We start from the raw sequence: 20,613 nt of genomic DNA on the forward strand, positions 1-20,613 counted from the left end.
CCCAGTCTGTTGGCACAAGAATTTGGTCGACAACGCCCACAGGCGTCGTCGGAATCCTTGCATTTTGCGGGTTTAGTGCGCAACCGTCATCCGTAAAGTGTGGATCGCATCCTACAAGGCTGGTAGCTGGCCTGTGGCGAGGGGATTTATCCCCGTTGGGCTGCGAAGCGGCCCCTTTGATTGCCACCCGGGCGGGTCAGGTCCATTCCATTCGTCCGGGGCTGTCTTGCAGCCCGGCGGGGATAACTGCCCCTCGCCACAGACGCAGTATCAGTACTTGCATCTTCCCCACTGCGCCCGCATAAACTGCCACATGAATCTGCCCCTTGCCGCCGACCACGCCATGGCAGGCTTCCACCCTGCCGTCCGCGCCTGGTTCAGCCAGACATTCCCGGCGATCACGGCCGCCCAGGCCCGGGCCTGGCCGCTGATCGGCCAGCGCCGTTCGACCCTGGTGGCCGCGCCCACCGGCTCGGGCAAGACCCTGACCGCCTTCCTCGCGGTGCTCGATGAACTGGTGCATCGCGGCCTTGAACAGGGCGGCCTGCCGGACCAGACGCTGGTGGTCTACGTCTCGCCGCTCAAGGCGCTGAGCAACGACATCCGGATCAACCTGCAGAATCCACTGGCCGGCATCACCGAACAACTGCGGCGGATGGACCTGCCGCCCCTGCACATCACCACCGCCGTGCGCACCGGCGACACGCCGCAGAAAGAACGCTCGGCCATGCGCAAGACCGCGCCGCACATCCTGGTGACCACCCCTGAATCGCTCTATGTGTTGCTGGGCTCCGATTCGGGCCGGCAGATGCTCGCCAGCACCCGTACGGTCATCGTCGACGAGATACATGCCATCGCGGCGAGCAAGCGCGGCAGTCACCTGGCCTTGAGCCTGGAGCGCCTGCAGGCGTTGTGTGCCGAACCGCTGGTGCGCATCGGCCTGTCCGCCACGCAGAAACCCATCGAAGCGGTGTCGCGCTTTCTGGTGGGCGCAGGACGCCCGTGTGAAATCGTCGACATCGGCCACGCCCGCCCCCGGGACCTGGGCATCGAAGTGCCTCCGGTACCGCTCTCGGCGGTAATGGCCAACGATGTGTGGGAGCTGGTCTACAACCGCCTCGCCGACCTGGCCCGTGAGCACCGCACCACGCTGGTGTTCGTCAATACCCGACGCCTGGCCGAACGCCTGAGTCGCCATCTGAGCGAACGCCTGGGCAAGGACGCGGTGGCGGCCCATCACGGCAGCCTCGCGAAGGAGTTCCGCCTCGACGCCGAGCAGCGTCTCAAGCGCGGCGAACTGCAGGTATTGATCGCCACCGCGTCCCTGGAACTGGGGATCGACATCGGTGATGTCGACCTGGTGTGCCAGATCGCCTCGCCCCGCTCGATTTCGGCGTTCCTGCAGCGGGTCGGCCGCTCCGGCCACCAGGTCGGAGGGACGCCCAAGGGGCGCCTGTTCGCCACCACCCGCGACGACCTTATCGAATGCGCCGCCCTGCTCGATTGCGTGCGCCGTGGCGAGCTGGACATCCTGCACATTCCCACCGCGCCGCTGGATGTGCTGGCCCAGCAGATCGTCGCGGAGGTCAGTTGCCAGGAATGGCAGGAACAGGCGCTGCTGGAGACCTTCCGTCGCGCTTCGCCCTACGCCGCCCTGGACGAAGGGCACTACCAGGCATTGCTGCAGATGCTCGCCGAAGGCGTCAACGGCCGCCAGGGCGTGCGCAGCGCATACCTGCACCGAGACGCTGTCAGCCGTACCCTGCGCGGGCGCCGGGGCAGCAAGCTGACGGCGGTGACCAGCGGCGGCACCATCCCGGACAACGCCGACTACAGCGTGCTGCTCGAACCCCAGGGGTTGAACATCGGCAGCGTCAACGAAGACTTCGCGGTGGAAAGCATCGCCGGCGACGTGTTCCAGCTGGGCAACACGTCCTACCGCATCATTCGCGTCGAGACCGGCCGCGTGCGGGTCGAGGACGCCCAGGGCCAGCCCCCGACCATTCCGTTCTGGCTCGGCGAAGCGCCAGGGCGCAGCGCCGAGCTGTCCATGGCGGTGGCGCGCCTGCAGGCTCAGCTCGACCGTCTGTTGGGCGCGACGCCGGGCAATCTGCAACCGGCCCTGGACTGGCTGACCGGCACCCTGCAGTTGAACCAGGCCAGCGCCGAGCAGTTGGTGGATTACCTGGCCCCGGCCCGGCTGGCCTTCGGCGCCTTGCCGTCCCAGGACACCTTGCTGATGGAACGCTTTTTCGACGAGTCCGGCGGCACCCAACTGATCATCCACAGCCCTTTCGGCAGCCGCATCAACCGCGCCTGGGGCCTGGCCCTGCGCAAGCGGTTCTGCCGCACCTTCAATTTCGAGCTGCAGGCCGCCGCCAGCGAAGACGCCATCGTGCTTTCGCTGTCCACCGGTCATAGCTTCGAGCTGGACGAGGTCTGGCGCTACCTCAACAGCCAGAGCGCCGAGCAGGTCCTCGTCCAGGCCGTGCTGGATGCGCCATTGTTCGGCGTGCGCTGGCGCTGGAACGCCGGCGTGGCCCTGGCCTTGCCGCGCTACACCGGCGGGCGCAAGGTCGCGCCGCAGATCCAGCGGATGAAAAGCGAAGACCTGATCGCCAGCGTGTTTCCCGACCAGATCGCCTGCCTGGAAAACCTCGCCGGTGAACGGGAGATCCCCGATCATCCCCTGGTGGAACAGACGCTCGACGATTGCCTGCATGAAGCCATGGACAGCGAAGGCTGGCTGACACTGTTGCGACGCATGGAAGCGGGGGAAATCCGCCTGATCAGCCGGGACCTGCCGGCCCCCTCGCCCCTGGCGGCGGAAATCCTCAGCGCCCGGCCCTACACGTTCCTCGACGATGCACCGCTGGAAGAGCGTCGCACCCAGGCGGTGATCAATCGCCGCTGGAGCGACCCACAGTCCACCGATGACCTTGGCGCGCTGGACGCCGAGGCCATCCAGGCCGTCCAGGACGAAGCCTGGCCGACACCGGCCACTGTCGATGAAATGCATGAAACGCTGATGAGCCTGGCCTGTATCGCCGACCACGAAGCCACCGCCCATGCCTCATGGCCGGGTTGGTTGCGGACGTTGGCCGACAGCGGTCGCGCCTGTCACATTCAGCTCAGCACCGAACGCGGCCTGTGGCTGCCCCTGGAACGGTTGACCTGCCTGCAGGCGATTTATCCACAGGCTTCATGGCAACCGCCATTGACTCCCCTGGCCGGTTTCGACGAAGCCTGGGATCCCGACGAGGCCGTGGTGGAACTGCTCCGCGCTCGCCTCAGCGCCTTCGGTCCGCAGCCCCTCATGGCCATCGCTTACCCGTTGGGCTTGTCGACGCCACAGGTCACCCAGGCCTTGGCGCAACTCGAACAGCAAGGCTACGTGCTGCGGGGGCGGTTCACACCGGGTGGCGGGCAGGAGCAATGGTGCGAGCGACACCTGCTGGCGCGCATCCATCGCTATACCGTCAAGCGTCTGCGCCGGGAAATCGAACCGGTGTCGCTTAAGGACTTCATGCGCTTTTTGTTCGACTGGCAACACCTGTCGCCCGCCACCCAGGGCCGGGGCGCGGCCGTCCTGCCGTCGATCGTTGGTCAGTTCGAAGGCTACCCGGCCGCCGCCTCGGCCTGGGACGGTGAGCTGCTGCCGGCGCGGATCAAGGACTATTCGCCCACCTGGCTCGACGAACTGTGTCGCAGCGGCAAACTGGTGTGGACGCGCCTCAATGCCCGGCAGAAACCATCGGCCGGCGCCCTGCGCAGCACGCCGATCGTATTGCTGCCGCGCAACCGGGTCGCCCTGTGGAGTGGCCTGGCCGAGCAAACGCCCCCCGGCGAACTGTCCCTGAAGACGCAAAAGGTCCATCGGGCCCTCAGCGAGCACGGCGCCCTGTTCTTCGACGAACTGCTGCACGAAGCGCATCTGTTGCGCAGTGAACTGGAGATCGCCTTGCAGGAGCTGGTGGGCGCCGGACTGGTGAACGCCGACAGTTTCGCCGGGTTACGGGCGTTGATCACCCCTGCCAGCAAACGCCAGGCCCGCAGCAGTCGGCGTGGGCGCGGGGCGTTTGTCGGCGGCATGGACGACGCCGGCCGCTGGGCCCTGCTCCGCCGCAGCCAACCCGCCCCCGAAGAAGGCAATCGCCCCGCATCGACCCCGCCCGAGACGCTGGAACACATCGCCATGACCCTGTTGCGCCGCTACGGGGTGGTGTTCTGGCGCATGCTGGAGCGCGAAGCCGACTGGCTGCCGAGCTGGCGCGAGCTGCTGCGCACGTTCCATCGCCTGGAAGCCCGCGGGGAAATTCGCGGCGGGCGCTTCGTCAGCGGCCTGGCAGGCGAGCAATTCGCCCTGCCGGAAGCCATCCCGCTGCTGCGCGAAGTGCGCCGCCGCCCCACCGACGGCAGCCTGATCGCCGTGTGCGGGGTCGACCCATTGAACCTGGCCGGCACCCTGCTGCCAGGGGCGAAAGTACCGGCGCTGGCGAGTAATCGGCTGGTGTATCTGGATGGGCTGCCGGTAGCGGCGCAGATCGCCGGCAAGCAGCATCTTTGGATGGAGCTGGATGCTCAAGGGATGGCTGAGGTCCGGAACAAGCTTATTCAGAAAGGTTGAGGGTGTCTGGACGGGCCCCCGCCCGAACCTCACCCACTACCGAGATTGATCAGGCACCTGCTCCCCCTCTTTCGGCTCTTCCACGAATCGCTTGGGCATCATCACCTGCTGTGGATAAGTCTGCGCAAAGTGCACCGCCGGGTGGTTATCCACAAGCTTCTTCAATTGATGGTTGAACGCGCGGCTCACCGCGTACTGCCCGCCGGAGACCGTGCGGAACTGCGCCGTGAGCACCACGCCGTTGAGGTCCATCTTGTCCACGCCGAACACATCCAGCGGCCCTTGCAGGTTGAACTTGAGAAACGGATCTTCAGCGATCGAACGCCCGGCCTCGCGAATCAGCTCGATGGCCTGGTCGACATCGGTGTCGTAGGTGAACTGCACCGAGAAAAATGCAAAGGCGAATTGGCGGGACTGGTTGGTCACCGCCTTGATCTGGCCGAACGGTACCGAGTGCACGAACCCCTTGCCGTCGCGCAGGCGCAGGGTGCGGATGGTCAGGCCTTCGACGGTGCCGGCGTGGCCGGAGCTGAGCACCACCCAGTCGCCGATGGACAGCGTGTCTTCAATGATGATGAACAGCCCGGTGATCACATCCTGCACCAATTGCTGCGAACCGAAACCGATCGCCAACCCCACCACCCCGGCACCGGCCAGCAACGGGGCGACGTTGATACCCAGGTTGGCCATGGTGGTGATTGCGCAAATCACCACCAGGATGATTTTCGCCGCGTTGCGCAACAGCGGCAGGATGGTCTTGACCCGCGTACTGGGCTGGCGCGCCCCACGTTTGTTGAGCGGTGGTTTCAGGGCTTCCTGGATGGCCGTATCGAGCACCACCCACATGAGCCAGGTCACCAGCAGGATCAACCCGATGCGACTCAAGGAATCGCTGATCGCCCGCCCCACGGCATTGCGCGAAGCGAATTCGAACAACGAAAGCCCCCAGATCCTGCCGAGGATCTCGATGAACGCCACCGCCATGACAATCCGCAGCAAGGCATGCAACAGGCTCAACAACCGGCCCTTGTAGGCACTGTTGCGCTGGATGGCTTCGGCCTTGGGAGACTTGAACACCTGTTGGAACACGGTGCTGAGAAATACCGTGGCGATCAGCAGGATAGTGGTGAACAACGCACAGCGCAGGGCCCTCTGGTTATCCTCGCCCACGCCGATCAGGCTCACCGCCGAGACCAGCACCATCAGCAATATCGGCCAGTTCCACAGCCCGGAAAAAACCCGCAGCGACTCCTGCAGGGCCGGCTGTTTCAAGCGTTGGGCCAGCGGGCGGTTGCGAATCAGATGCGCCACGGGCCGGCGCATGCGGATCACCAGCCAGCCAAACAGCACCGAGGCGAACAGCCCGGTGAACACCGCGACGCTGGCGGTGATGTTGCCCCCCAGTTGCCGGGCGATCTGCGGACTGGTCAGTGCATCGCTGAGGGCGGCGAGGAAACCGAACAGGAACAACGGACGGGGAATGAAATGGCGAATGATCGACACCGCCCGACGTTTGTGGCCGGCATTGAACATCACGATCACGCAGAGCAGCACCGAGGTGGAGAAGATCCCGCTGCTGGTGGCATAGGCAAAACACAGGGCCAGGGCACGCCCGACCGAAACTTGCAGGAAGTGGCTGACATACAGGGTCAGCGGCAGGCAGACCAGCGCCGGCACGGTGTAGGGCAGCAGGTAGCCGAGCAGGTCCCGTATCCGTTGCCGGCTGCGCAGCCAACGACGATGGCCCAGATGGCGCAGCAGCAGCCGGGCCCCGGCCCAGATCAGAGCAAAGGCACCCAGCCAGACGCCGGAAAGCAACAGGAAATCCCCCGCCACGCGCCAGGAGGACCGGGCGGTCTGGTCCACCAGCCTGTCCACTTCGTCCGCCGCCCGGTCCGCCCGCAGGCGCCAGGCATCGATCAGGCTCTGGTTGAGGTCGAGCTTGTCCTGGACATCGTCGATGCTCGAACTGATGGCGCCCAGTAAACCGCCCTGCACCAGTGGCTCGGGTTCGGCGGGGGCCTCACTGGGCGCCGGTGCGGCAGGCGCGGCGGCCGCAGCGTGGGCGATACCGCCCGTCAGCAGCGACAGGACCAGCAGCAAGGCAGTGCTCAATCGAGACAAAACGCGAGGCTCCTTCACACGGGATTGGTAAGGAACTGATTCAAAACGAGCCGGCAAGTTCGCTTTGCCGGGTGAATCGGGAAAACCTCCGGGACTTCAGCCAAGACCAGATCCTTTGGCGAGGGGATTTATCCCCGCTGCGCAGCAGCCCTATAAGGCGGCACCTCGGTGCATCAGCTCAACCGCGTGTTTTTGTCTGGGACTGCCTCGCGGCCCAGCGGGGATAAATCCCCTCGCCACAATGCTCACTGCCATCAATACCTTTCTCCACAGGACCTCATGGGCCTCACCGCCGGGCATCCCGTCGAAACTTTCTTCACCGCGCGAAGGTCATCACAAGACACAGGCAGTACGAGGTCATCTGGCGCGGGAGGGACACATGACGGCGATCCACATCGGTATTTCCGGTTGGCGATACACGCCTTGGCGGGGGGACTTCTACCCCAAGGGACTGACCCAAAAGCGTGAATTGCAGTTCGCCTCGCGAGCGGTCAACAGCATCGAGATCAACGGATCGTTCTATGCCCTGCAACGCCCTGAACGGTATGCCCAGTGGTACGCCGAAACACCGCCGGGCTTCGTGTTCAGCGTCAAGGCGCCGCGCTTCATCACGCACATCAAGCGTCTGCGGGACATCCGCAAGCCCCTGGCCAATTTCTTCGCCTCCGGGGTGCTGGAGCTCAAGGAAAAGCTGGGGGCGATCCTCTGGCAATTCCCCCCCAGCTTCAAATTCGACCCTGAGCTGTTCGAAGACTTTCTCAAACAACTGCCCCACGACACCGAAGCGGCCGCGGCCCTGGCCCGGGAGCACGAACCGCGCATGGAAGGCCACGCCAGTACCGAAACCGACAAGAAACGCCCGCTGCGCCATGCGGTCGAAATCCGCCATGAAAGTTTCATCGACCCGCGCTTCGTCGCGCTGCTCAAGCGCTACGACGTCGCCCTGGTGATCGCCGACACCGCTGGTAAATGGCCGTATCGCGAAGACGTCACCAGCGATTTCGTCTACCTGCGCCTGCACGGCGCCGAGGAACTGTATGCCAGCGGTTATACCGACGAAGCCTTGAAGCGCTGGGGTGACCGGATCGAAGCCTGGAGCCACGGCAAGCAACCGGAGGATGCCCAACTGATCGATCCGACAACCCGACCCAGGGCGCGCAAGCACCGGGAAGTGTTCTGCTATTTCGACAACGACATCAAGGTTCGCGCCCCTTACGACGCACGCCATCTGCTGGAGCGCTTCGATCTGGACAAGGACCTGGCCACAGCTCCCGGCCAGCGTCCCGCCGAGGGAGTGTTGCCATGAGCACGATCCCCTCCGAAACGGGCCTGGACCCAAGGGGTGACGCGATCCAGGGCCAGGCCCGGGATCTTGGCCGGATCCGCCGTTTCACGGTGCTGACGGTCAATACCCACAAGGGGTTCACCGCCCTGAACCGGCGCTTCATCCTGCCGGAGCTGCGCGAAGCGGTGCGCAGCGTGTCCGCCGATGTGGTGTTCCTGCAGGAAGTCCATGGCACACACGAGCATCATCCCCAGCGCTATAGCAACTGGCCGAGCATGCCGCAATACGAATTCCTGGCCGACAGCCTGTGGCCACAGTTCGCCTACGGGCGCAACGCGGTCTACCCGGCGGGGGACCACGGTAACGCGCTGCTGTCGAAGTTCCAGATCATCCGTCACGACAACCTGGACGTCTCCATCAGCGGCCATGAAAACCGCGGCATGCTCCATAGCGTGCTGCGCCTGCCGGATGGCGATGCCCCGCAGGTGCATGCCATCTGCGTACACCTGGGATTGCGCGAGAACCATCGTGTCGAGCAATTGAAACTGCTCTGCCAACGGTTGAGCGAATTGCCGCCCGAGGCGCCAGTGATCGTGGCCGGGGATTTCAACGACTGGCGCGGCAAGGCCAACGAGCTGCTTGCGCCCTGCGGCCTGCGGGAAGTGTTCGCCGAGCAATGGGGCAAACCGGCCCGCAGCTTTCCGGCGCGCCTGCCCATCCTGCGCCTGGACCGCATCTACGTGCGCAACCTCAAGGCCCATCATCCCAAGGTCTTGAGCGTACGACCCTGGTCGCACCTTTCCGACCATGCCCCTTTGTCGGTGGAGATCGAGTTATGAGCGCGACGATGAACAAGGCGACGGTGGAACAGGTCGAGGTTCCACCCACCGAGCGCAATCCGGCGCTGGTGGACATCGAATACGGTTGGCATGGCAATAACCGCGTCACACTGCTGGAGAATGGCGAGCAATACTTTCCCAGGGTCTTCGAGGCCATACGCCGGGCCGAGCAGGAGATCCTCCTGGAAACCTTCATCCTGTTCGAGGACAAGGTCGGCTACGAACTGCGGGACCTGCTGGTGGACGCCGCCCAACGGGGCGTGCGCATCACCGTCAGTCTCGACGGCTTCGGCTGCGGCGAACTGACGCCGCAGTTCCTGACATCGCTGAGCGACGCGGGGGTGCGCCTGCAGATGTTCGACCCGGCACCCCGGCACCTGGGCATCCGCACCAACTGGTTCCGGCGGTTGCACCGCAAGATCGTGGTGGTGGACGGGGTGATCGCGTTCATTGGCGGGATCAATTTTTCCGCCGACCACCTGGGCGACTTTGGCCCCGAGGCCAAGCAGGACTATTCCGTGGAAGTCAAAGGGCCGGCAGTGGTGGATATCCATCATTTCGCCCTGTTGCAAAGCGGCCGGCCGGCCCGGGCCAAATACTGGTGGCAGCGACGCCGCAGCCGCCGCAGCGAACTGGCGTTCAACGAACATGATGGCCAGGTGCGCCTGGTCTATCGCGACAACCACGAGCACCAGACCGATATCGAAGAGGTCTATCTGCAAGTGCTGCGTAGCGCCAAGCGCAGGGTGGTGATCGCCAATGCCTATTTCTTCCCCGGCTACCGGTTGCTGCGCGAAATCCGCAATGCGGCGCGGCGTGGCGTGGAGGTGCGGCTGATCCTGCAGGGCCAGCCGGACATGATGATCGCCAAGCTCGCGGCGCGCATGCTCTACGACTATCTGCTCAAGGCCGGAGTGGTGATCTACGAATACTGCGAGCGCCCCCTGCACGGCAAGGTGGCCCTGGTGGACGAGGATTGGAGCACGGTCGGGTCCAGCAACCTCGACCCCCTGAGCCTGTCGCTGAACCTGGAAGCCAATGTGCTGATCCGCGACCGGGCCTTCAACCGCGAACTGTTCCAGCGGCTCGAACACCTGAGCCACAACCATTGCACCGTCATGCGCCCCAACCATGCCCCACGCGGGCTGCTGTGGCGCATGACCATCGGTTTCATGGTGTTCCACTTCCTGCGGCATTTTCCGGCCTGGGCCGGATGGCTGCCGGCCCATAAACCGCGTCTGAAACCTTTTTCGCCGCCGACGGCGGTTCGGAGCGAACCCCATGAACCACTCTGAAGCGCATTCCGTGCCGAGGGACGCCCACGGGCCGGACCAGGCCAACACCGCATCCAGGCCCGCATCGCGCTGGAGCCGCTGGAAAAGACCGCTGACCCTGGCGTTCTTCCTGCTGCTGATCGTACTGTTCACAGCCCTGGCGAGGCGTATCGACTGGGCGGAGGTCCTGGCCACCCTGGCCGATTTCAAGATTCGCACATTGCTCATCGCCGCAGCCCTGACCATTACCAGCTTCATTACCTATGCCTGCTTCGACCTGATCGGACGGACCTACATCCGGCAGAAACTGGGGTGGCGGCAGATCCTGCCGGTGGGGGTGATCAGCTACGCCTTCAACCTCAACCTCAGCGCCTGGGTCGGCGGCATCGCCATGCGCTACCGGCTCTATTCGCGGCTGGGGGTCAGCACCGGCAACATCGCCAAGATCCTAGGCCTGAGCCTGGCCACCAACTGGTTCGGCTACATGACCCTGGCCGGCGTGGTGTTCAGCAGCGGGCTGGTCACCCTGCCACCGGGCTGGAAACTCAGCAGCAATGCCTTGCAGGGTGTCGGTGTGCTGCTGCTGTTGGTGAGTGCCGGTTATCTGCTGGCCTGCCGGTTCTCCAAACGTCGGGCCTGGACGATCCGGGGCATGGAAATCAATCTGCCGTCCCTGCGCATGGCGGTGCTGCAGTTGGCGCTCGGCGCGTTGAACTGGTCGCTGATGGCGGCGGTGATCTTTACCTTGCTGCCGAGCAAACTGGACTATCCGCTGGTGCTGGGCGTATTGCTCATCAGCAGCATCGCCGGGGTGATTACGCACATTCCTGCGGGGCTCGGCGTGTTGGAAGCGGTGTTCATCGCGCTGCTGCAACACGAAGTCTCTCGGGGCAGCTTGCTGGCGGGGTTGATCGCCTATCGGGCGATCTATTTCATCCTGCCGTTGCTGATCACGGTGGTGATGTATCTGGTGATCGAGGCGAAGGCCAAGGCGTTGCGGGTCAAGCCTGGGGTCAAGCGCTGAGGTGCCACGCCCGGCCCCATCGCGAGCAAGCTCGCTCCCACAGGAGATGGCATTGGACATGGGGTTGGCGCCCGTCGCAGTCCGGTGTGGGAGCGAGCCTGCTCGCGATAAGCCCCGCACACACCCACATGATCAGCGCTCCTGGATGATGCTCAACCGCTCTCCCACCACCATTTCCGTGATCCAGTCCACCAGGATCGAGGTGTAAGCCTGCTGTGACACGGGATCGCTCAGGGCATGGTCGGCTCCGTCGATGATCCGGTGCGTCAGCGAGTGGGTCTGCTGGCACGCGGCGCGGTAGCTCATGATGGTGGCGTGGGGTACATGATCGTCGGTCTCCGACTCCACCAACAGCACGTCCCCCGTGAACTGCGAACACGCGTGCAAGGCACGATTGGTATGGGCGTGGACCAGGGTGCTGCGATAATCCAGCAGGTCAGTCTTGTCCAGGTCGCGCTTGGGCGTATGCCATTGCTCGTCGCGGTACAGAGCCGGCACCCGCAAGGCCAGCCAGCGTACCGGTCGCAGCGAGGTCAGGATGGCTGCCAGGTAACCGCCGTAGCTGGTGCCCACCACAGCAATCGCCGAGGTGTCCAGGGCCGGATGGGCGAGCAACCGGTCATAGGCCGCCAGCAAATCCCGCAGATTGTCTTCCCGGGTGACCCGGGACAACGGAATGCCCGCCCCGCCAGTGTGGCCGCGCAAGTCGAAGGTCAGGCACACGCAGCCCAGGCCGGCGATGCCTTTGGCCCGTTCCAGATCACGCTCCTGGCTGCCACCCCAACCGTGTACGAACAACACGCCGGGCACTTTCGATTTGGGACTGAGGAACGTCCCGTTCATGTGCTCATCATCGATCTCGATCTGAATGGTTTCGCTTCTAGCCGTCATGGGATTGAACCGTTACGTATTTGAGTAGGAAATCACCATTTTCCGCCGCGCCGCGATACACCTCCCGGGCACCGGCGGGTAGCGGTTGGTCGGTATAGGTTTCCACCGAGGACACGCGCACCACACTGGTGGAGGGGTCCTCGACGAATACCTGCAACGCCGCAAGCTCGGCACTGCTGGCCCCGCCCATGCGCCAGGATTGTTCCAGCACACCGCCACGGGGCTGGCCGCCGGCGTCGAGGCCCTGGGCAATGTCGTAGTTGCGCCGCGACGCGAAGAAACCGGGATAGGCCTGGTTGGCGGCATCGTCGAACACCTGGGCCAGTCGCACCGCTTCGCGAACGTCGTCGGCCAGTTCAAGCCTGAGCAACTCGATGTAACCGCCCTGCACCACCAGCAGGTCCGAACCGCCGTAGACCTCCAGCCCCTCGCTGTCACGGGTGAGGTGTTGCACGCCGCAATAGCTGATGACCTTGCCGCCGATGCAGCTCTGGCCAACGCTCTGGGTCTTGACCTCCCGCAGGTTCTGCTCCAATACCACTCCGGCGCTGAACAACGCCTGGGCATCGGGCGCGGCGACGATTTCGTCGAACTGGGCGATGCTCTCGATCACGCGCTGGTCGCGCCCGGCACAGGCATGGATGGGCTTGAAGCGGATCGGCCCGGCGTACAGCAGATGTTCGGCTGCGGGGCGCGCGTCCTTGAGCGAAAAGACACTGACACCGTCGAGCACCACGCCGCGGCTCAATTTGGCGAACAACGGCGACCACCCCTCGGGCGCGACGGCGTACTTGTTCAACAGACCGTGGGTGATGGCCTTGGTGCAGATGAAATCATGCTCGACATAGCCGCCCCACAGATCGTCCGGCCCATGGACACCGAACTGCCGCGCGGCTTCGGCGCCGATCAGGGTTTGCGTAGGCAGCAGATACAAGTCGCGCCCCGCATGTTGCTCGCGGTCATAGCTGCCGCCGTATTCAAACCCGAGGATCTGCGCCAACCAATGGGCCAAGGCTCGATTGGTTTGCACCTCATGGACGGGCGCGTGAGGATTGATGGAATGCGCCACTACCGTTTTGTTGCGTTTGACTGACGTCATGCGTTGCCCTTACCTCGATGGCTTCAAGTAAAGGGGTGCAGAGATCAGGCCAAGGCTCGGCGGGGGACGAACGGTCAGGAAAATGGGCGTCCCGTCGGAGGATTAATAGCATCTGGCCTGTTTCATTCTGCACGACCAGCGCAAAGCATCCCGCAATTTGCACGACTGGGGATAAAGGCGTCGCTATCCCTTTGAACCGCTCGGCGGGCTCACACCGAATCTCGTCCGGTAGTCGCTCGGCGCCAGCCCGGTGATTTTCCTGAAGATCGCCCGGAAGGCGCTTGCATCCTGATAGCCCACGGTCCAGGCGATGTGGTCGATGGTGCCGTTGGTGAATTCCAGCATTTCCCGTGCCTTGCCAACCCGCAGGTGCTGGCAGTATTCGGTAGGCTTGAGGCCGGTGGCGGCGCGGAACCTTCGCAGGAAGGTGCGTTCTTCCAGCCCTGCCCGTTCGGCCATCGCGCCCAGAGACACATCCACCGCTCCGCTGCCTTGCAGCCAGTGCTGGACCTTGAGAATCGCCGCATCCCCATGCCCGAGGATCGGCGCGAAGTTGCTGCCGCACTGGCTGGCGCTGTCGCTATGCTCGATCACCAGAAATTGCGCCGTGCGTGTGGCGATGCTCGGCCCGAGCAGGCGGTCCACCAGGCGCAACCCCAGCTCCGACCAGGCCATCAGTCCGGCCGTGGTAATCAGGTCGCCATCGTCGACGATGGGCTTGTCCGCCTGGAGCCTGACCTTGGGGTAGCGGGCGGCGAAACTCTTGGCGGACGTCCAGTGAGTGGTGGCGCTACGCCCATCGAGCAAGCCGCTTTCGGCCAGCAGGATCGAACCGACGCAGACCCCGCCCAGTACCGTGCCGCCGGCATGCTGTGTCCGCAGCCAGTTCATCAGTCCGTCGGCAGCCTGGCCTTCGCTGAAACCGTCGAGGGATGGCGGGATCAGCAGCGCGGCCAGTTGGCCCGCCGGCCCGGCTGCGCTGTCGAACACCCGTGACGGTGCCTCACCGTGCTCCGCCCGCCAATGGCTGACCCGCAAACGCGGCAACGGCGCGCTGGCATGCTCCAGCGCGATCCGGTCCGCCACGGCGAACAGGTCGGTCAAGCCATGCACCGCCGCCAACTGCGCGCCCGGATAGATCAACACCCCGAGCTCCGCGACCGCCCTTTGTTGCACCATTGTCAGTTTTCCCTCGCTTATTGTCGTTGCGGCCAATCCTCGACGCGGCGGCAAAAGCCGATGATGGCCTCACTTCCAACCTGATCGAGGAAAGCCCCATGTCCAAGCAAGCGCTCATCGTAGTCGATATCCAGAACGACTACTTCCCCCAGGGAAAATGGCCGCTGGTCCGCGCCGAAGCCGCCGCCGACAACGCCGCCCGGATCATTGAAGCCTTTCGCCAGGCCGGCAACCAAGTGGTGCATATTCGCCACGAATTCACCTCCGAAGATGCTCCGTTCTTCACGCCAGGCTCCGAAGGCGCGAAGCTGCATTCCAAGGTGCTCAACCGCGCCGATGAGCCGGTGGTGCTCAAGCATTATGTCAATTCGTTCCGTGAAACCGAGCTGCAGGCCCTCCTCGACCAGCACGGTATCGAACAATTGGTCATCGTCGGCAGCATGAGCCATATGTGCGTCGACGGTGTCACCCGTGCGGCGGCGGATCTGGGTTATGACGTCACGGTGATCCACGACGCTTGCGCCACCCTGGACCTGGAATTCAACGGCGTCGTCGTCCCCGCCGCCCAAGTGCATGCGGCCTTCATGGCGGCGCTGGGGTTTGCCTATGCAAACGTCGTGAGCGCGGAGCAATTTCTAGGTGGCAGGGCCTGAGCACCAAGGGCCAGGCGTAAAAAAACCGCGTTTCGAAAACGAAGCGCGGTTTTTTGTGCGATGCGGTATTCAGCGACTCTTAGAACGGAATATCGTCATCGAAGCTGTCGAAATCCGGCGCCGGCTGCGGTGCGGTCTGTTGCGGGGCCGGACGCTCGCGCTGTGGCTGAGGCGCCGCCTGCGGACGTGGAGCCTGCTGACGAGGCGCGGACTGCTGGTAGTTGTTGCCACCTTGTTGATCGCCCTGCGGACGGCCGCCCAGCAGTTGCATGGTGCCCTGCATGTCGACGATGATTTCAGTGGTGTAGCGCTTGATGCCGTCTTTTTCCCACTCGCGGGTCTGCAGCTTGCCTTCGATGTACACCTGCGAACCCTTGCGCAGGTATTCGCCGGCGATCTCCGCCACCTTGCCGAACATCGACACGCGGTGCCATTCGGTCTTTTCGACCTTCTGGCCGGTCTGCTTGTCGGTCCACTGTTCGCTGGTCGCCAGACTCAGGTTGGTCACGGCGTTGCCGTTAGGCAGGTAGCGAACCTCGGGATCCTGGCCGCAAGTACCGACCAATATGACTTTGTTAACCCCACGGGCCATAACGTTCTCCTAGGCTTCGCACGCGGTCGGTGCCGGGTTGTTCACCAGGCGCTCGAGCGTCGCACGATCCAATAATTCGGTGTCCAGTTTGATATAAACGGCCGCTTCGTCGGCGACCACCACTGCATCGGTTACTCCAACGACGGCCCTGAGGCGCTCGGCCAGGCCTGCTTCGCGGATGGCTTCGGGCGACAACGGCAAGCGCAGGCTCGTCACATACGGAGGTTCGCGCATGGTAACAGCAAAGACCAGCCAAAGTGCAGCCAGCGCCGCGCATCCCAGGAATACAACCGACAAACCGCCATGCTGGAACAACCAGCCGCCCAGGATCCCGCCCAACGCCGAACCCAGGAACTGGCTGGTGGAATAGACCCCCATCGCCGTGCCCTTGCCGCCCGCCGGTGAAACCTTGCTGATCAGCGACGGCAGGGAGGCCTCCAGCAGATTGAACGCGGTGAAAAATACCACCGTGCCGATCACCAGGGCCCGCAGGCTGTCGCCGAACTGCCAGAAGAATAGCTCAGTGAGCATCAGCGTCACGACGGCGCCGAGCAAAACTCGTTTCATTTTGCGTCGCTTCTCGCCATAGATGATGAAGGGAATCATGGCGAAGAAAGAAATCAGCAGCGCGGTGAGGTAAACCCACCAGTGTTGCTCCTTGGGCAGGCCGGCCTTCTCGACCAGCGCCAGCGGCAAGGCCACGAAGCTGGACATCAGCATGGCATGCAGCACGAAGATGCCCAGGTCCAGGCGCAACAGGTCCGGGTGCTTGAGCGTGGGTATCAGCGCCTGGCGGGCCACGCCGGACTCGCGATGCTGCAGCGGCCCGGTGGATTGCGGTACCACGAAGGCCACGATCAGGATGCCCAGCAGGGCCATGGCACCGGTCGCCAGGAACAGCCCCGACAGGCCGAAAGCCCGGGTCAGCAAGGGACCGACCACCATGGCGACGGCGAACGACAGGCCGATCGTCATGCCGATCATGGCCATGGCCTTGGTCCGGTGCTGCTCGCGGGTCAGGTCTGACAGCAGTGCCATGACGGCGGCGGAAATCGCCCCGGCACCTTGCAGGATCCGCCCGGCGATCACGCCCCAGATCGAATCGGCGCTGGCCGCCAGGACGCTGCCCAGGGCAAAGACGATCAACCCCAGGTAAATGACCGGACGCCGGCCGATACGGTCGGAAATGACACCAAAGGGAATCTGGAAAATCGCCTGGGTCAGGCCATACGCGCCAATCGCCAGCCCGATGAGGGCCGGCGTCGCGCCCGCCAGGTCCATGCCATAGGTCGCCAGCACCGGCAACACCATGAACATGCCCAGCATACGGAAGGCGAACACCAGGGCCAGACCGCTTGCCGCTCGGGTCTCGCCGCTACTCATGCGTTCGCTGTGGGGATCGTGCATGGAAAAACCTCATCTGAACCGGCGGCGATTCTACCAGTCCCATCGATTGAGGGGGTATATCGCGACGGTTTGACGCGCAGTCTTCATGTATGGCCGCCGTCGCGATTCAATAGTGTGCATCCATCCAGTATTTGCCCTTATACTCCTACGTTTTCGACGCCCGCCGAGCGAGGCCATTTTGGACAAGATCCTGATTCGTGGGGCCCGTACCCACAACCTGAAGAATATCGACCTGACCCTGCCACGGGACAAGCTGATCGTCATCACCGGCCTGTCCGGATCCGGCAAATCATCCCTGGCTTTCGACACCCTGTACGCCGAAGGCCAGCGACGCTATGTCGAATCGCTGTCGGCCTACGCCCGGCAATTCCTGTCGATGATGGAAAAACCCGACGTCGACACCATCGAAGGCCTGTCGCCGGCGATTTCCATCGAACAGAAATCGACTTCCCATAACCCCCGATCGACGGTCGGCACCATCACCGAGATCTACGACTACCTGCGCCTGCTCTACGCGCGAGTCGGGATCCCCCGCTGCCCCGATCACGACATCCCCCTGGAAGCCCAGACCGTCAGCCAGATGGTCGACCTGGTACTGGCCCAGCCCGAAGGCAGCAAGCTGATGCTGCTGGCACCGGTCGTCCGCGAGCGCAAGGGCGAGCACCTGCTGGTCTTCGAAGAGCTGCGAGCCCAGGGCTTCGTGCGGGCCCGGGTCAACGGCAAGTTGTGCGAACTGGACGAACTGCCGAAGCTGGATAAACAGAAGAAGCATTCGATCGATGTGGTGGTGGACCGCTTCAAGGTCCGACCCGACCTGCAACAACGCCTGGCCGAGTCCTTCGAGACCGCCTTGAAGCTGGCCGACGGCATTGCTCTGGTCGCGCCGATGGACGACGAACCCGGTGAGGAAATCATTTTTTCCGCACGCTTCGCCTGCCCGGTCTGCGGCCATGCCATCAGCGAGCTGGAACCCAAGCTGTTCTCCTTCAACAACCCGGCGGGCGCCTGCCCGACGTGCGATGGCCTGGGGGTCAAGCAGTTCTTCGACACCAAGCGCCTGGTCAATGGCGAACTGACCCTGGCCGAAGGCGCGATTCGCGGCTGGGACAGGCGCAACGTCTATTACTTCCAGATGCTCGGGTCCCTGGCGGCCCACTACAAGTTCAGCCTGGACAAGCCGTTCAACGAACTGCCCGCCGACCGGCAGCAGTACATCCTGCACGGCAGCGGCTCGCAGAACGTCGACTTCAAGTACTTGAACGACCGCGGCGACATCGTCAAGCGCTCCCACCCGTTCGAAGGCATCGTGCCGAACCTCGAGCGGCGCTACCGTGAGACCGAATCGGCGAGCGTGCGCGAAGAGCTGGCCAAGTTTCTCAGCACCCAGCCCTGCCCCGACTGTCGTGGCACCCGTTTGCGGCGGGAGGCCCGGCATGTCTGGGTGGGCGAGAAGACCTTGCCGGCGGTGACCAACCTACCGATCGGCGATGCCACCGACTATTTCGGCGGCCTCAAGCTCACCGGGCGCCGCGGCGAAATCGCGGACAAGATTCTCAAGGAGATTCGTGAACGCTTGCAGTTCCTGGTGAATGTCGGCCTGGACTACCTGACCCTTGATCGCAGCGCGGACACCTTGTCCGGCGGCGAAGCCCAGCGCATCCGCCTGGCCAGCCAGATCGGCGCGGGCCTGGTGGGGGTGATGTACATCCTCGACGAACCTTCCATCGGCCTGCACCAACGGGACAACGATCGGCTGCTGGGGACCCTGAAGCATTTGCGGGACATCGGCAACACGGTGATCGTGGTGGAGCACGATGAAGACGCGATCCGCCTGGCGGACTACGTGGTGGATATCGGCCCCGGTGCGGGGGTACATGGCGGGCATATCGTGGCGCAGGGCACTGCCGCCGAGGTCATGGCCCATCCTGACTCCCTGACCGGCAAATACCTGTCCGGCCGTGTGAAGATAAAGGTCCCGGCCAAACGTACGCCGCGCAACAAGAAGCTGTCCCTGACCCTCAAGGGGGCCCGTGGCAACAACCTGCGCAACGTTGACCTGGAGATCCCGATCGGTCTGCTCACCTGTGTCACCGGCGTATCCGGCTCCGGCAAATCCACTCTGATCAACAACACCCTGTTCCCTCTCAGCGCCACGGCCCTGAACGGCGCAACCACCCTGGAAGCGGCGGCTCACGACAGCATCAAGGGCCTGGAGCACCTGGACAAGGTGGTCGACATCGACCAGAGCCCGATCGGCCGTACGCCGCGTTCGAACCCGGCGACCTACACCGGCTTGTTCACGCCGATTCGTGAGCTGTTCGCCGGCGTGCCCGAATCCCGTTCCCGGGGCTACGGCCCGGGCCGGTTCTCGTTCAACGTCAAGGGCGGGCGCTGCGAAGCGTGCCAGGGCGATGGCCTTATCAAGGTGGAGATGCACTTCCTTCCGGACATCTATGTGCCGTGCGACGTGTGCAAGAGCAAGCGCTACAACCGCGAAACCCTGGAGATCAAATACAAGGGCAAGAACATCCACGAAACCCTCGAGATGACCATCGAAGAGGCGCGGGAGTTCTTCGACGCGGTGCCGGCCCTGGCACGCAAGCTCCAGACGCTGATGGACGTGGGCCTGTCCTACATCAAGCTCGGGCAGTCGGCGACAACCTTGTCCGGGGGGGAGGCCCAACGGGTCAAGCTGTCCCGGGAACTGTCAAAGCGCGACACCGGCAAGACCCTGTACATCCTCGACGAACCGACCACCGGCCTGCACTTCGCCGATATCCAGCAATTGCTCGACGTGCTGCATCGTCTTCGCGATCACGGCAACACCGTGGTGGTGATCGAGCACAATCTGGACGTGATCAAGACCGCCGACTGGCTGGTGGACCTTGGGCCGGAAGGTGGCTCCAAGGGTGGCCAGATCATTGCGGTGGGGACGCCCGAGCAAGTGGCGCAGATGAAGCAATCCCATACCGGTCACTACCTCAAGCCTCTGCTGGAGCGCGACCGGGATTGAGACACCGGACATGAAAAAGCCCCTGCCATCTCATCGATGCCAGGGGCTTTTTCATAACGGCATGCCCACCAGAACAACGGTCTCACCGACCTCAAGCCAGAATCAGCACTGCGACTGCAGGTAGTTTTCCAACCCGATCAACTTGATCAGCCCCAACTGCTTCTCAAGCCAGTAGGTGTGGTCTTCCTCGGTATCGTTGAGCTGGACGCGCAGGATCTCGCGGGTCACGTAGTCGTTGTGTTGCTCGCACAGTTCGATGCCTTTGCACAACGCCGCGCGGACCTTGTATTCCAGACGCAAGTCAGCGACCAGCATTTCGGGCACGGTGGTTCCGATATCCAGGTCGTCTGCGCGCATGCGTGGAGTGCCTTCAAGCATCAGGATCCGGCGCATGAGTGCATCGGCGTGCTGAGTCTCTTCTTCCATCTCATGGTTGATACGTTCGTAGAGCTCGGTAAAACCCCAATCCTCGTACATCCGCGAATGGATGAAATATTGATCACGTGCCGCCAGCTCACCGGTCAGCAGCGTGTTGAGGTAATCGATTACGTCTGGGTGACCTTGCATCGCCCTACATCTCCACAAGCTTTGAAAGGCTCTAGTTTG

General features: G+C 63.6%; 14 protein-coding genes. 7 read left to right on the top strand and 7 right to left on the bottom strand.

What is annotated here, in order from left to right:
* Positions 1 to 313 precede the first annotated feature (313 nt).
* On the top strand, positions 314 to 4,627 hold the full coding sequence (locus AC1M7R_RS08080) for a DEAD/DEAH box helicase (protein WP_072458879.1): 4,314 nt from the start codon (positions 314 to 316) through the stop codon (positions 4,625 to 4,627).
* 36 nt (positions 4,628 to 4,663) lie between these two features.
* Here AC1M7R_RS08080 and AC1M7R_RS08085 read toward each other — a convergent pair whose 3' ends face one another.
* Positions 4,664 to 6,751, bottom strand: a complete 2,088-nt coding sequence (locus AC1M7R_RS08085) for a mechanosensitive ion channel family protein (protein WP_072395517.1) — start codon at positions 6,749 to 6,751, stop codon at positions 4,664 to 4,666.
* Positions 6,752 to 7,130: 379 nt separating this feature from the next.
* On the opposite strand from AC1M7R_RS08085, the gene AC1M7R_RS08090 reads away from it, so the two are divergent.
* Genes AC1M7R_RS08090 through AC1M7R_RS08105 form a run of 4 tightly spaced genes read left to right on the top strand, consistent with a single transcriptional unit; the run spans position 7,131 to position 11,173 of the window.
* Positions 7,131 to 8,057 (top strand): DUF72 domain-containing protein, encoded by a 927-nt coding sequence (locus AC1M7R_RS08090; protein WP_072395515.1) that lies wholly within the window; start codon positions 7,131 to 7,133, stop codon positions 8,055 to 8,057.
* Entirely contained in the window at positions 8,054 to 8,875 is an 822-nt protein-coding gene (locus AC1M7R_RS08095; protein ID WP_231991113.1) for an endonuclease/exonuclease/phosphatase family protein, read from the top strand. Before AC1M7R_RS08090 ends, AC1M7R_RS08095 begins: the two co-directional genes overlap by 4 nt.
* Entirely contained in the window at positions 8,872 to 10,170 is a 1,299-nt protein-coding gene (gene clsB, locus AC1M7R_RS08100; protein ID WP_072431440.1) for a cardiolipin synthase ClsB, read from the top strand. The genes AC1M7R_RS08095 and clsB overlap by 4 nt, the downstream gene beginning before the upstream one ends.
* Complete coding sequence (locus AC1M7R_RS08105; protein WP_072431441.1) at positions 10,157 to 11,173, top strand: lysylphosphatidylglycerol synthase domain-containing protein; 1,017 nt, start codon at positions 10,157 to 10,159, stop codon at positions 11,171 to 11,173. Before clsB ends, AC1M7R_RS08105 begins: the two co-directional genes overlap by 14 nt.
* 132 nt (positions 11,174 to 11,305) lie before the next feature.
* Here the strand turns inward: AC1M7R_RS08105 and AC1M7R_RS08110 are convergent, their stop codons facing one another.
* From AC1M7R_RS08110 to AC1M7R_RS08120, 3 genes are all read right to left on the bottom strand, one after another.
* Positions 11,306 to 12,064 carry an alpha/beta hydrolase family protein gene (locus AC1M7R_RS08110; protein WP_072395509.1) on the bottom strand — a complete coding sequence of 253 codons (759 nt, stop codon included), beginning with the start codon at positions 12,062 to 12,064 and terminating at the stop codon, positions 11,306 to 11,308.
* Positions 12,054 to 13,163 carry a DUF3182 family protein gene (locus AC1M7R_RS08115; protein WP_072431442.1) on the bottom strand — a complete coding sequence of 370 codons (1,110 nt, stop codon included), beginning with the start codon at positions 13,161 to 13,163 and terminating at the stop codon, positions 12,054 to 12,056. The genes AC1M7R_RS08110 and AC1M7R_RS08115 overlap by 11 nt, the downstream gene beginning before the upstream one ends.
* Positions 13,164 to 13,346: 183 nt before the next feature.
* Positions 13,347 to 14,342 carry a GlxA family transcriptional regulator gene (locus AC1M7R_RS08120; RefSeq protein ID WP_072395505.1) on the bottom strand — a complete coding sequence of 332 codons (996 nt, stop codon included), beginning with the start codon at positions 14,340 to 14,342 and terminating at the stop codon, positions 13,347 to 13,349.
* A gap of 98 nt (positions 14,343 to 14,440) precedes the next feature.
* On the opposite strand from AC1M7R_RS08120, the gene AC1M7R_RS08125 reads away from it, so the two are divergent.
* Entirely contained in the window at positions 14,441 to 14,995 is a 555-nt protein-coding gene (locus tag AC1M7R_RS08125; RefSeq protein WP_341965817.1) for a cysteine hydrolase family protein, read from the top strand.
* A gap of 79 nt (positions 14,996 to 15,074) precedes the next feature.
* On the opposite strand, the gene AC1M7R_RS08130 is transcribed toward AC1M7R_RS08125, so the two are convergent.
* On the bottom strand, positions 15,075 to 15,587 hold the full coding sequence (locus tag AC1M7R_RS08130) for a single-stranded DNA-binding protein (RefSeq protein ID WP_072395501.1): 513 nt from the start codon (positions 15,585 to 15,587) through the stop codon (positions 15,075 to 15,077).
* 9 nt (positions 15,588 to 15,596) lie between these two features.
* Complete coding sequence (locus AC1M7R_RS08135) at positions 15,597 to 16,994, bottom strand: MFS transporter (RefSeq protein ID WP_072431446.1); 1,398 nt, start codon at positions 16,992 to 16,994, stop codon at positions 15,597 to 15,599.
* Positions 16,995 to 17,172: 178 nt separating this feature from the next.
* Here AC1M7R_RS08135 and uvrA point away from each other — a divergent pair, with 178 nt between their 5' ends.
* Positions 17,173 to 20,007 (top strand): excinuclease ABC subunit UvrA, encoded by a 2,835-nt coding sequence (gene uvrA, locus AC1M7R_RS08140; RefSeq protein WP_072395497.1) that lies wholly within the window; start codon positions 17,173 to 17,175, stop codon positions 20,005 to 20,007.
* 102 nt (positions 20,008 to 20,109) lie between these two features.
* On the opposite strand, the gene bfr is transcribed toward uvrA, so the two are convergent.
* Complete coding sequence (bfr, locus tag AC1M7R_RS08145; RefSeq protein ID WP_490610341.1) at positions 20,110 to 20,574, bottom strand: bacterioferritin; 465 nt, start codon at positions 20,572 to 20,574, stop codon at positions 20,110 to 20,112.
* Between the last annotated feature and the right edge of the window lie 39 nt (positions 20,575 to 20,613).

The sequence above is a fragment of the Pseudomonas sp. MS01C9 genome (assembly GCF_058202755.1).